Below are 13025 nucleotides of genomic sequence, written 5' to 3'. Positions count from 1 at the left end.
ACAATTTGGACACATCGTAGCCAGTTCCCTGTACGTTAGGGAACCGGCTACTTACTTTACTACTTTTTTATATAATTTTTCTCTCGTAATGGTCTCAGATTATTAAAATTTGTTTTTTCATTTAAGTTCCAAACATAATCACCTGCCAACTTAATATGTTCCCATCTAAGTGGAGATATATGTTGTAAATCTTCTTCTGGAATGTCCACGCCTTTTGCACATGATATATACACTGTATTCCATAATACGATTGCTAAAATAAGAAGTTGCAAGCCGCTTGCTCTATGTAATTGATCCTCATAGGAACGATCACGAATTTCACCTAATCGGTTAAAAAATACAGCTCGAGCAAGTGCGTGTTTTGCTTCACCTTTATTTAGACCAACCTGAACACGTCTTCTAAGCTCAGGACTCTGCAACCATTCTAATGTATATAAAGTTCTTTCAATCCTACCTATCTCACGCAACGTTACGGATAAGCTATTTTGCCTTGGATAGGCTGCAAGCTTTTTAAGAATAAGAGAAGCTGTGACTGTTCCATTACGAACAGAACTAGTTAATCGTAATAAATCATCCCAATTTTCTCTTATTTTCTTTGTATGAATTGTTCCACCAATCATAAATATTAGATGCGGTTGATTTAAGGGCTTTTCAAACGTATAAATTTTATTTTTGCTAAACGTTTTAATTCTAGGAGCAAAAGGAGAATGTCGTTATCTCTATCGAGCGATCGATAAAAATGGGCACACATTAGATATTAACCCCGTAAAAAACGAAATTATCAAGTGACGTTTTTTCAAATCCGCTTCCTTTCAAAGTACTCATCATAATTCACGTTTTTTGAAAGGAAGCGAAACTGTTTATAACCTATATAAAATAAAATAAAACTTGCAACAAAGCTGATAATATTATATTTAAAGAATGTTGATACTCTTGTACCTTACTCTTTTTCCATAAATAGTACCCCAAATTTGATATATTAAAGTACGCCTTCTAAAATCCTATATCCTGGAAAGAGTAGATTTTCCATATGGGGGCCTTGCAATATTATCTTTCTTGTCCTTCTGTTTGATTCGCTTGGAACTCCATTTTCATCGTAATACTATCTCCCTGGAACATATTCTGGTCCATATTATTATCTTCAAAGATAAACTTTATCCAGAACCAATCCATCTTCCCTGCCTTTAATCCACCCGTCTCTACCCATTTTGCAAGGAATACTTTATGATACGTGACTTCCGGATTTTGTGATTTTAATTCTGCAAGGGTTGTTTCGTATACAGGACTTTTAGCTGGATCCCAATCCCAAATAAATTGTACTTTAATATGTTTACCGAAATCGTCTTCCTGATTATCTCGTTTTATATCGTACACGGTATAATCTACTTTCATTAGGACATCTTTAATATCTAACGTACCACTATTTTTTAAATTGAATTTCTTTAAAATTTTATCCCCAGGTTTTAAATTATCTAAATTAAGAGAAGTGGTAGGCTGCATAGCAAGATCTAATGTCCCCGCGGCTAATTCGTTATTTGTCACAACCTGATCACTAAAATAAGCATATGTCCCCCCACCGATTAAAGATAAGCTAAGAGCGGCTGAAACCACTCCCACACCTAATTTCTTTTTCCAAGACATGTTTTATTCCTCCCAATAGTATTTTTCCCTATTAAATCAAAAACCTTTCCTCATACAGGTTTAACATAAATTAAAATTTTCTTAATTAATCATAAGATACACCTATATTGAGAAAATCACAGGAGTATTCTTTATGTAATAGGTTCCCGTGTCCGTCTACATAAGAAACTTTATTCCCCCAAGTATCAAAAAATCTTATTCTTTCTAAACAAGTTAAATAGAAAGAACTACGAAGTAACAGATAAAAAGAGACTAAAAAAACATTTCGTAGTCTCTTTTTTGATTTTACTTATTGAACCATGGCAGATACAATTACAGTAAATTCAGAGGTAGCATTCTTAGGGGTGGCAATATAAAGAGATCTTTTAGATATAACACTTGTCCGATTTCCGCTTAATACACCAGAGAAATGAGTAGGATCCGTTGCAGCCGACTTATCTTCCATTACATTAAAACTAATAAAATCTGGGTCCCCGCCACCTTCAATCTCCCATTTCAAATATTTTGTTCCTGCAGGAAGATTCTCAGTGCTAAAGTTGCCACTTGAACGATTTTTCTGTCCTGATTGTGGCTCTTTTCCTGATCTTACTCTTGCAATTTCTACTGTGGATTTTGTTTCCATATCCATTCCCCTTTTCATAATAAATATATATTTTAATCAGGTTACTACAGCAACCTAACTAAAATATACAATTTGTAGAAAAAAATGGGTATCGAGAAATATTGCGGTGTCTTTATTTATAATTAAAGCATATATGTGTATGCCAACTAATGATGTAGCATTCCGAACATTATCAACGTACATTTCTTTATTTTGTACCACTTCAGTTCGATTTTCGTGTAAAACATCATTAAAAATAAGGTCATCCATATCCCAGAATTTATCTTCCATTACGTTAAAAAGAATATCATCTAAATCACCACTACCTGCTAATTCCCATTTCAAAAACCTTGTGCCTTCGGGTAAATGTGCAGTGCTAAATAACTGACCTGGATATATAGTTGTTACCAATAGTCTCTTTTTTATCTTCATATTCATAGCCCCTTTTCCAATAAGCATCATTTATTAAATATATATTTTTTAGAGGTATTTAGGTATTGATAAAATCCACATAATACTTATTATTGGTGAATGCGAAAACATAAAGATAGTCTAAAAAATTACTTTATTAGGCCTCACCATACCATTTTGGGAAAACTGTACGTTTAGACACAACTTGGACATATTTTACCGATTCCGTATTTACATAGGGAATCGGTAACGGGTGTTAGTATCTATTTCTTGCATATTTTGTTCGCAAAGGTCTTAAATGATGAATCGATGTCTTTTGCTGTACATCCCAGATATAATCGCCTGTTAATGCAACATGCTCCCAACCTAATGGAGAAATGTGTTGCACATATTCTTCTGGAATTTCCATTCCTTGAGACCGTAATAATTCAATCGCTTTTTCAATATACACTGTATTCCAAATGACAATTACGGAAATTAACAACTGCAGGCCATTCACTCGATGTAATTGATCTTCATAAGAACGATCACGTATTTCTCCTAATCGATGAAAACAAACGGCTCGCGCAAGTGAATGTTTCGCTTCTCCTTTATTGAGTCCCACTTGAACACGCCTTCTTAGTGCAGGATCTTGCAACCATTCTAATGTATATAATGTTCTTTCTATACGTCCAATTTCTCGTAATGCTACCGCTAAACTATTTTGCCATGGATAAGATGTTAACTTTTTTAAAATAAGAGATGCAGTAACCGTTCCATTTTGCACAGAACTGATTAATCTTAATAATGCATCCCAGTTGTCTCGTATATGTTTCATTTGTATCGTGCCACCAATCATAAAGTTTAGCTCTGGATAATAGGAAGGTTTGTCGATTGTATAAATTTTCGTCTTATCTATACTTTTAATTCTCGGAGAGAATCGAAACCCTAACATATGACACATAGCAAATACATGATCTACAAATCCAGCAGCATCCGTATAATGTTCTTCAATTCTAGTATCGGCTTCATGGTATAATAATCCGTCTATAATATGAGGCGCTTCCTCAGAAGAACTAATGACTTGGACGTAAAAAGGATCATATTGATCTGAAATATGAGTATAGAAGTTTAGCCCAGGATCTCTTCCATGTTTGGCATTCACTTGAGCTAATGGACTAGAAGCACCACTTGACCTAAAATATTGTCCATCTGAAGAAGAAGTGGTTCCATTGCCCCAATAGGTAGCATGCCTATTTTGCCTTTGAAAATTTGATAAGACTCCCAGAGCTTTTGTATAATTTTCATCACTGATATACCAATCTGCTATCCAAGCAAGTTGGGTATAGGTAATCGTAGGACATGCATCAGCCATTTTACTTAATCCAAGATTAATTCCCTCGGCTAAAATAGCCGCAAATAATGTAGTTTCATCTTTTGGCCCCGTTTTCGTATGAAGATGTACAAACTGTTGACTAAAATGGGTCCAAGAGTCTACTTCTACTAATAGTTCTGTTAGCTTAATACGTGGTAATACCATCATAAATAGCCCTTGTAAGATCTGCCACATCGTCTGGAACATCCTTTTTTAAAGATGGAATTTGGATGTGACCGCCATAAACAGAAACATCCGACAATTCTTGGTTTCGAATGCGTTGATTTACCATTGTTAATTGTTCTTGCATCGATCCGCATCGATTTTGTAAATATTCATCTACATTTGTAGCAATAGACAATGGAATTTGTTGTTTCCTTTTGATTTCTTCCCAAGTTTGTACCGGTAATAAGTACTCATCAAAGTTTTTGTATTGTTTACTTCCTGGTACCCATATATCTCCCGAACGAAGGTGATTACATAATTCTGTCCATACACTAAATTCATAGTAATGACGGTCAATGCCATCTTCTTTTAAAACATGTTTCAACCATTTGGATTTTATAAAATCCATGGGAGCAAATTCAGGAACTTTTCTTTTCTGGGATGTATTCAGCTCCTTTAAGATTTCAAGTGCTTCACATAATGTTTGGGTGATACCAGAAGATTGAAACGTATAAATCTGTAAAAGTCGCGGGGCAAATTTGCGAAATTGTCCATAATAGGTATCCAGCAATTCTAAATAATCGAATTCTGCAGGCCTCGCCAACGCTTCCGCTTGTTCTACCGAATGAACAAATTGGTCCCATGGTATAACAGCTTGTAAAGATACAAAAGGATCTTGTTCGGTTTCTTTTGCTTCAATTAAAACCTGCCCAAGTTTTGCAAATAAGCGGATTTTCTCATTAATTAATTTTCCGTCATTTTGAAACGAATCATTATGTATTTTCTCTCCTCGTTTAAACATGCGCCAAGTAACTTTTCATTTACATATAAACCTTGGTCGATAAAAAAAGCATAAATATGAATTAAAAATGCCATTAAAGTTGCATAACGTTTCAGAGAATGGAACCGAGACAAATGTTGGGTGGAATACCGAGAGCCTTCCCTAGCTAATTGTAATAATCTATTTTGGTAAATCTCTTGTCCGTTTTCTAATGGTAATGCGAGCTTTTGAATAAATTGAATGCGGTCTAATATTCTATGAAAATTTTTAAGTGAAACCGTTCCAGGTGGTTTTCGTAACCAAGATAAATTTGTAATATGTTTGTCTGCTGACTTTGTTAACAGCTGGTCTAATTGTAAAAGTTGTTGTGGAGATAACGCTTTTGTTAACTTTTTAAACGTTCGCCTTTCTGCACGTTCACATACCGCCCAAACTAAATGTTCTATGGCATACATGGCAGGAAGAATGATTTTTCTTTTTCGCATTTCTTGTATTAAAAGATCAACCAAAACCATGCCTTTCTCGGTTCCCATAGCAGTTGGAAGAAGCCAATTTGCTAACTCTCGATATTCTCGTAAGGTAAAAGATCGGAATCCAAAATGTTTTCGAATTTTGCCGATGTGTTCTCGCCTTGTTGTATCGCGAATTTTCGCATAATGATGTATAGCTGCAGGCACGATTCCTAATCTTTTTGCAAGTAACGAAACAAGAAAATCGGGTATTTTTTCTCCAGAAGCTAATGGTTGACCAGGAAATCGTAAATAGGCCAATTGAACCGCAAAACCTAATTGATTCGTTGCGCCACGCCACGTTGCTGACGGATGATTTGTATATCTTCTTCAGATAATGTGTAGTATCGTATCCGCTCTCGTTCACTCATCTGGTCTGATAATTCATAAAAGTATTCTCGTTGTGCTTGAGTAAGAACCTCTCTCGTCGCCATCTGAATTTCCTCCTATTTCTGTAAATAACGATACACTGTTGTACGAGAAATCTTTAATATTTGCGCAATATCTTTAATGGGGGTTTTCTTAGACACGAGTGTTTGTATCATTTGTTGTTCTTTTTCTCCTAATTTTTCAGGTCTTCCACCAAAACGTCCCCGATCCCTTGCAGCAATTCGTCCCGCTTCTGTCCGTTCACGAATGAGGTTTCTTTCAAATTCTGCAAAAGAAGCAAATAAGTGAAACATTAATTGTCCTGTAGCGCTAGAGCGATCCATCGTGATATTTTCTTGTACACTATAGAAACTAACGCCCTGTTCATTTAATTCATTTACAATTTGGATAAGATGATGCATCGTTCTACCTAAACGATCAAGTCGCCAGACTACAAGAGAATCACCAGGTCTCACATATTGAAGAGCTTTTTCAAGGCCGGGCCTTTTTCCGGCGATGCCACTCAACTTATCTTCAAATATTTCATCACATCCATACGCCTTTAAAGCATCTATTTGTAAATCCAAATTTTGATCTACAGTTGATACACGAACATAACCAATTTTCAATTTGTAGTCTCTCCCTGTTCAATAATTTAATTTTAGATGGATATCTGAACATACATAATTGTACACTGTTTCTGGACACGATAATAGGAAAAATGGTAGTGTTTTTTACTAAATAATAAAGTGTACAGAAATATACAATTTTCTGTACACAGGTAAAATTCCCATAATTCGGTTTTCCCTAGTAAAAATAAATCCAATACATATTCGGATGTGTTTTCTACAATTTCTTTCAATGACGAATAACTAAATATCTACAACAATCTATTTCGTATCACGCTCTTTTTTCGAGGGATGGGAAGAAACATCTAAGTGTGAATTTTGTTCATATAAAAGCTAACGCCCCTTTCCTCACCCTTAAAAACAACAAAAAAAATTGTTCTACAGAAATCTGAGGCTTTGAAAAATACATGAAATATATAAAGAGAAGGTCTAAAAGATCAATACCTTCACCAAAAATAATGGGTTTATTTGTAGAAACATTGTCACAGGAATACATTGGGGCATTACGAATATGTAACAATACACCTGGCATATATTTGCTAGGTGTATTAAAAATAGGAACCACATAAGGAGTGAAAAAGATGAATTCATATCAAAATACAAATGGATATGAAATATTGGAATCTTCATCGAATAACACAAATACGCCAAACAGATATCCTTTTGCAAATGATCCAAATATTTTTCCTATTATCCTGAACGATTGTCCGGGAAAACCATGGCAAGATACGTGGAAATCAATCTCGAATTTCATAAGTGTTATGGTAAGCATGGCAGGATTCATAAGCTCACCTGGTGTACTAATTGGAATTCCTGCACTATTGGGAATAGTAAACCTACTAATTCCATCTTCTGGTCCATCTGTGGCAGCACTTTCTATATGTGATTTATTATCTATAATTCGTAAAGAGGTAGACGAGAGTGTTTTAAATGACGCGGTTGCAGATTTTAACGGTAAATTGACTAATTATAAAGAGTATTATCTTTATTCTCTTCAGGAGTGGCTTAGTGCAGGTAAACCAAATGATAGCAGACTTAGTAATGTAGTTGAGTATTTCAAAAAGTCTGAAGAAGGTTTCAATGAAATTCTAGCAGGATCATTATCAAGGCAGAATGCTCAAATATTATTATTGCCTACGTTTGCGCAAGCTGCAAATGTACAGTTATTACTATTAAGGGATGCCGTTCAATATAAAAAAGAATGGGGAGCATTGTTGAGTGCGGAGAAAGTAGGATCGGAATTAATATCACCTACTATTGATTATGGTCAGCGATTAAAAGATAAAATAGCACAGTATGCCAAGTATTGTGTATTTTGGTATCAGGAGGGTTTAAATCAGATAAAAGAGGAGGGGGCAGGTACTATAACTTGGTTGAAATTTAATAAATTTCGTAGAGAAATGACGTTGGCGGTATTGGATATTATCGCTCTATTTCCAATTTATGATTTTGAAAAATATCCATTAGGAACAAATGTAGAGTTAACTAGGGAAATTTATACAGACCCAGTGGGATATTCAGGGGGAAATTATCGTTGGGAAGGGCTTTTTAGCTTTAATTCGCTAGAAGCTAATGGAACACGGGGACCTGGTTTAGTTACTTGGCTTCAAGCTATAGATATATATAGTCATTCTGTTTTTACTCAACCTGGTTATCTTATCGGCTGGGGAGGAACTCGTCATTATGAAGACTACACAAAGGGTAACGGTGCTTTTCAACGTATGTCTGGAACTACGAGTAATGATCCACATCCTATTAGTTTCGGCAATACTGATATATTTAAAATTAGTTCATTAGCTAGAGTTGAATTGCAACCATTTGTTGGGTATTCAATCCCACGGTATCGTACTTCACGTGCAGAATTTTTTCCGACAACACTAAATACTTTACTATATGAGAGAAACAGTTCTGGGTACTCACAGACAATTGAATCTGTGTTACCAGGTATTGATAAGGATCTACCACCTAGTGCTAGAAATTACTCTCATAGATTATCAAATGCGGCATGTGTTCAATATGAAACCTCCGTAGTTAACGTATTTGGTTGGACACATACAAGTATGACAAGAAATAATCCAATTTATCCAGATAAAATTACACAAATACCGGCTGTGAAAGCTTTTGCTTTAGAAAACGGCGCTTATGTTAGCGCTGGACCTGGTGATACAGGAGGAGATGTAGTAACGTTACCATATCTTGGGCGTTTAAAAATACGTTTAACTCCTGCACCCACGAATAAAAATTACCGCGTTAGAATCCGCTATGCAACTTCTTATGGCGCTAGTTTAATGGTACAAAGATGGTCACCGAGTGGTTCTGAGAGTGACTATTTTGGTTCTTCACCTACGGGTCCTTATCCTACATTCGGATATATGAATACCTTAGTTACTACATTTAATCAATCAGGTGTTGAAATAATTATAGAAAATCGACATTATAGCAATATTATCATTGACAAAATTGAATTTTTACCGGATGATTTAACAACTTTAGAATCTGAAGGAGAACGGAATTTAGAAAAAACAAAGAAAGCGGTGAACGATTTATTTATCAATTAAACCAAAGTATGTACTAAAGTCGAGGTATCGCTGTTTAACAAATACACGAAAAAGGTTGTGAGTCCTATGTTTACAAGTGGTACGAAAAATACGTTAAAAATAGAAACGACAGATTATGAAATAGATCAAGCAGCCATTTCGATAGAATGTATGTCAGATGAACATTCTCCCAAAGAAAAAATGATGTTATGGAATGAAGTAAAACGGGCAAAACAACTTAGTCAGTCTCGAAATTTACTCCCAAATGGGAACTTTGGAGACTTTTCTGGGAATGATTGGACATTCAGTAATGATATTATCATAGGATCCAATAATCCTATTTTTAAAGGGAACTTTCTTCAGATGCGTGGAGCACGAGATATATATGGAACCATATTTCCAACCTATATCTATCAAAAAATAGATGAATCCAAATTAAAACCATATACACGTTATCGAGTAAGAGGCTTTGTAGAAAGTAGTAAAGATCTGAAATTAATGGTAACACGTTACGGGAAAGAAATTGACGCCATTATGGATGTTCCAAATGATTTGTCTTATATGCAGCCTAGCCCTTCATGTGGAGATTATCGCTGTGAAACATCATCTCAGTATGTGAGCCAAGGGGGGTATCCTACACTAACAGATGGATATGCTCTTGATATGTATGCATGCCCGTCAAGTTCAGATAAAAAACATGTTATGTGTCACGATCGTCATCCATTTGATTTTCATATTGACACCGGAGAAGTAGATACAAATACAAACGTAGGTATCGATGTTTTATTTAAAATTTCTAATCCAGACGGATACGCTACAGTAGGGAATCTAGAAGTCATTGAAGAAGGGCCACTAACAGGCGAAGCATTAGCGCATGTGAAACAAAAGGAAAAGAAATGGAAACAACACATGGAGAAAAAACGTTGGGAAACACAACAAGCCTATGATCCAGCAAAACAGGCTGTAGATACATTATTTACAAATGAACAAGAGTTACACTATCATATTACTTTAGATCATATTCAAAACGCTGATCGACTGGTACAGTCGATTCCATATGTATACCATGCTTGGTTACCGGATGCTCCAGGTATGAACAATGATTTATATACAGGCTTACATGCACGTATAGCGCAAGCACGTTATTTATATGATGCACGAAATGTCATAACAAATGGTGACTTTACACAAGGATTAACGGGATGGCACGCAACAGGAAAGGCAGCGGTACAACAAATGGATGGATCTTCTGTATTAGTTCTATCCAACTGGAGTGCCGGGGTATCTCAGAACCTGCATGCTCAAAATCATCGTGGATATATGTTACGTGTGATTGCCAAAAAAGAAGGTCCTGGAAAAGGGTATGTAACGATGATGGATTGTAATGGATATCAGGAAACACTTAAGTTCACTTCTTGCGAAGAAGGATATATGACAAAAACAGTAGAGGTATTCCCGGAAAGTGGTCGTGTACGAATTGAAATGGGAGAAACAGAGGGTACGTTTTATGTAGATAGCATCGAGTTGCTTTGTATGAAAGGGTATACTAGCAATAATAACCCGCACACGGGTAATATGTATGAGCAAAGTTATAATGGAAATTATAATCAGAATACGAGCGATGTGTATCACCAAGGATATACAAACAACTATAAACAAGACTCTAGTAGTATGTATAATCAAAATTATACTAACAATGATGACCTGCATTCCAATTGCACATGTAACCAAGGGCATAACTCTGGCTGTACATGTAATCAAGGATATAACCGTTAACGATTCTAAATAAGAATCAGTATACTTGCGAAAAACTAAAACCTTACTGACAAAGCCTATTGCAATTCATAACATAAACTTTACAAATAACTTGCATATTATGGAAGAGATCTCCTTACTTCTAAAATAAGGAGATCCTTTTCGTTTCCCCAATATTGATTAATGAAAATACTCTTTTACAGAACGATTTAGGCTAATTGGATTTGAATGTTGTTGGATCTAGAATAGAAATTCGGTATTCAAATTTCTGACGAGGTATCTGTTCATACGGTTCAAATTCTGGTTGATTATATAAGTGAAAGTAAAAATCAAATAAAAAAAAGAGGCCCGTTCTAGTGCTAGAACGAGCCTCTTTTTCCTGAATGGATGACTAGTAAAGCAACCATTTTACACATAAATCGTATATATGTAAGTATACCACAATTTTTGGTATATAGAACCAAAAATTGATGATATAGAGCATAAATATGGTGAAATAAACCTTTTTTAAATTCAAAGAAAGTATCAAACAAAGAAGACAGATTCACAATATTTTCAAAACGAAAATAAGATACAATTTATGAACATTTATTAGATTCATTCTTTACAATTTCTTTGAATAGCAAATATAAGATCAATTCAACCAATTAAAGAAAAGCTTTCTTCATTTGTTTTACTTACTTGATAAAAATAGACGAAAATCACATCATTATCATAAGAAAACTGTATTTGATATCTCAGGTATTGCATACGAACAACATCTATCAAAATAAAAAATGAAATATTTATAATTTTTAGCTCGTAATGGTTATTTAGCATGCCGTTATTTTCCATATATCATAATTACTGGAGATAGTAATTGGGATTAGGAAAAAACTAAATTACAACCATAAAGCAGTAAAATCACTAACCGGTTCCTTAACGTACAAGGTACCGGTTAGTTTGTGTCCAAATTGTGTCTAAATGTACAATTTTCCCGAAATGGTATGGTGAGGCCTATATGTGGTTTTTGATACATTTTTGACTCTGTTATACCCAAGCTATATCCAAAACTGAAATATTCTTCTACCGACATGATTGGTGCTGGGACAAAATATGCTTCTCCTAAAGCCACAGAATCTGCAGTGACTATTTTCTGTTCATACATCTTCTTTACGTCTTCCAACATCTGTACAAATAAATCAGACTGGAACTTTGCTTGTCCACTTACTTTATCTACTAACTCACTGTAATGATCCTGCACCAGAAATTGCAGCATTTGTTCTGGAGGAGTACTTCCAATAACATGTGTATGTGTTCCTTTGCTCGCTAATTCTTTTCCAATGCTTGTGAACTCGCTCCAAGTCCACTCTTCGTCATTCACTTTTACTCCGGATTGTTGTATCGCTTTATCATCCCCAAGCAGTCCACTCAACCAAAAATATAATGGAATACCATAAAGTTTTTCATTGGTTTTCGAATTATCTAAAACTTTATTAAAATATTGATTTTTATCAAAAGATTTATCCTCCTCCATCAGTTTACTTAAGTCTGTAAGCAAGCCTTTTTTCACATACTTGTCCGCAGGTAAACTATCTAGTACAATTACATCGGATCCTTTACCGGCCAAAAATTCTGTATTCATCTTACTAATCGTTTTCTCTGAGGAATTTTACTAAATTTTAGTTTACTATAATTTAAATATGTATACTTAACTTCCTGATATCTTCATAATTAACCTTAGTTTAATAGACTATTTTTTGATGTACGGCCGCAGTTTATCGTATTAAATATTCAGCGATTTCTGCTTTCCCAAATTCTATAGCATATTCATAGGCATTCATGTTCTTAATATTCTCTCCAGTATATCTAATCGAAATATCTATACCCTTTTCACTCAGAAACTCAACTACATTTTTATGCCCACCATAAATAGCTCCAAATAAAGGATTTCTTTTTGCTAAGCTCACATCTAATTCTGCACCGGCTCTTACTAAATACTTTACTATATCCAAATAGCTTGATCCTGCAGCCAAGTTTAATGCGGAAGAATCAAATGTTCCTCCCCTAGCATCAATATCTATACCTTCCTCGACTAGAAATTTAACTATATCAAAATTTCCTTTTTTCGCAGCTATGTGCAACCATGTTCCAAATGAAGTCTTTGCATTTAAAAGTTTAGTATCATAACCTATTAATTGTATCATTCTATTAATATCGCCAATTTTAATAGCATTTCTTATTTCTCTATTCACATTTTTTTATCCAAAATAACCTCTCCTTAACTGCGTTTA

Annotated in this window: 6 protein-coding genes and 5 pseudogenes; 3 read left to right on the top strand and 8 right to left on the bottom strand. The window is 34.8% G+C overall.

Features of this window, described 5'->3' with window-relative positions; all coding sequences use genetic code 11:
• Window positions 1-59: 59 nt before the first annotated feature.
• A pseudogene (locus tag KZZ19_RS30545) lies at window positions 60-701 on the bottom strand (Tn3 family transposase); the annotation flags it as partial.
• On the opposite strand from KZZ19_RS30545, the pseudogene KZZ19_RS31325 reads away from it, so the two are divergent.
• Window positions 697-794: pseudogene (locus KZZ19_RS31325) on the top strand (DDE-type integrase/transposase/recombinase); the annotation flags it as partial. The pseudogenes KZZ19_RS30545 and KZZ19_RS31325 overlap by 5 nt on opposite strands.
• A gap of 253 nt (window positions 795-1047) precedes the next feature.
• Here KZZ19_RS31325 and KZZ19_RS30535 read toward each other — a convergent pair.
• From KZZ19_RS30535 to KZZ19_RS30515, 5 genes and pseudogenes are all read right to left on the bottom strand, one after another.
• A complete protein-coding gene (locus tag KZZ19_RS30535; protein ID WP_237982675.1) occupies window positions 1048-1641 on the bottom strand; it encodes a TasA family protein in 594 nt (197 codons plus the stop codon).
• 289 nt (window positions 1642-1930) lie between these two features.
• Window positions 1931-2263, bottom strand: coding sequence for a DeoR family transcriptional regulator (locus tag KZZ19_RS30530; RefSeq protein WP_237982676.1), 333 nt, complete (start codon window positions 2261-2263; stop codon window positions 1931-1933).
• 120 nt (window positions 2264-2383) lie between these two features.
• A pseudogene (locus tag KZZ19_RS30525) lies at window positions 2384-2674 on the bottom strand (hypothetical protein); the annotation flags it as partial.
• Window positions 2675-2909: 235 nt separating this feature from the next.
• A pseudogene (locus KZZ19_RS30520) lies at window positions 2910-5896 on the bottom strand (Tn3 family transposase).
• 12 nt (window positions 5897-5908) lie between these two features.
• On the bottom strand, window positions 5909-6460 hold the full coding sequence (locus KZZ19_RS30515; RefSeq protein ID WP_237982677.1) for a recombinase family protein: 552 nt from the start codon (window positions 6458-6460) through the stop codon (window positions 5909-5911).
• A 581-nt stretch (window positions 6461-7041) separates the two neighbouring features.
• Between KZZ19_RS30515 and KZZ19_RS30510 the strand changes: the two genes are divergently transcribed.
• The gene (locus tag KZZ19_RS30510) at window positions 7042-9018 is read left to right on the top strand and encodes an insecticidal delta-endotoxin Cry8Ea1 family protein (protein WP_237982678.1); all 1977 of its coding nucleotides are present in this window, start codon (window positions 7042-7044) and stop codon (window positions 9016-9018) included.
• A 66-nt stretch (window positions 9019-9084) separates the two neighbouring features.
• A complete protein-coding gene (locus KZZ19_RS30505; protein ID WP_237982679.1) occupies window positions 9085-10773 on the top strand; it encodes a pesticidial crystal protein in 1689 nt (562 codons plus the stop codon).
• A 976-nt stretch (window positions 10774-11749) separates the two neighbouring features.
• Here KZZ19_RS30505 and KZZ19_RS30500 read toward each other — a convergent pair.
• Window positions 11750-12400 (bottom strand): annotated as a pseudogene (locus KZZ19_RS30500) (ABC transporter substrate-binding protein); the annotation flags it as partial.
• A gap of 109 nt (window positions 12401-12509) precedes the next feature.
• Window positions 12510-12938, bottom strand: coding sequence for an ankyrin repeat domain-containing protein (locus KZZ19_RS30495; RefSeq protein ID WP_237982687.1), 429 nt, complete (start codon window positions 12936-12938; stop codon window positions 12510-12512).
• Window positions 12939-13025 lie beyond the last annotated feature (87 nt).

This window comes from Bacillus thuringiensis (genome assembly GCF_022095615.2).
GTDB classification, from domain to species: domain Bacteria; phylum Bacillota; class Bacilli; order Bacillales; family Bacillaceae_G; genus Bacillus_A; species Bacillus_A cereus_AG.
This window is presented reverse-complemented; position numbering and strand designations above follow the sequence as displayed.

Excerpts from the sequence above, each read along its gene's own strand:
- KZZ19_RS30535 (WP_237982675.1), bottom strand. The coding sequence starts at position 1,641 with ATGTCTTGGAAAAAGAAATTAGGTGTGGGAGTGGTTTCAGCCGCTCTT.
- KZZ19_RS30530 (WP_237982676.1), bottom strand. The coding sequence starts at position 2,263 with ATGGAAACAAAATCCACAGTAGAAATTGCAAGAGTAAGATCAGGAAAA.
- KZZ19_RS30510 (WP_237982678.1), top strand. The coding sequence starts at position 7,042 with ATGAATTCATATCAAAATACAAATGGATATGAAATATTGGAATCTTCA.
- KZZ19_RS30505 (WP_237982679.1), top strand. The coding sequence starts at position 9,085 with ATGTTTACAAGTGGTACGAAAAATACGTTAAAAATAGAAACGACAGAT.
- KZZ19_RS30495 (WP_237982687.1), bottom strand. The coding sequence starts at position 12,938 with ATGATACAATTAATAGGTTATGATACTAAACTTTTAAATGCAAAGACT.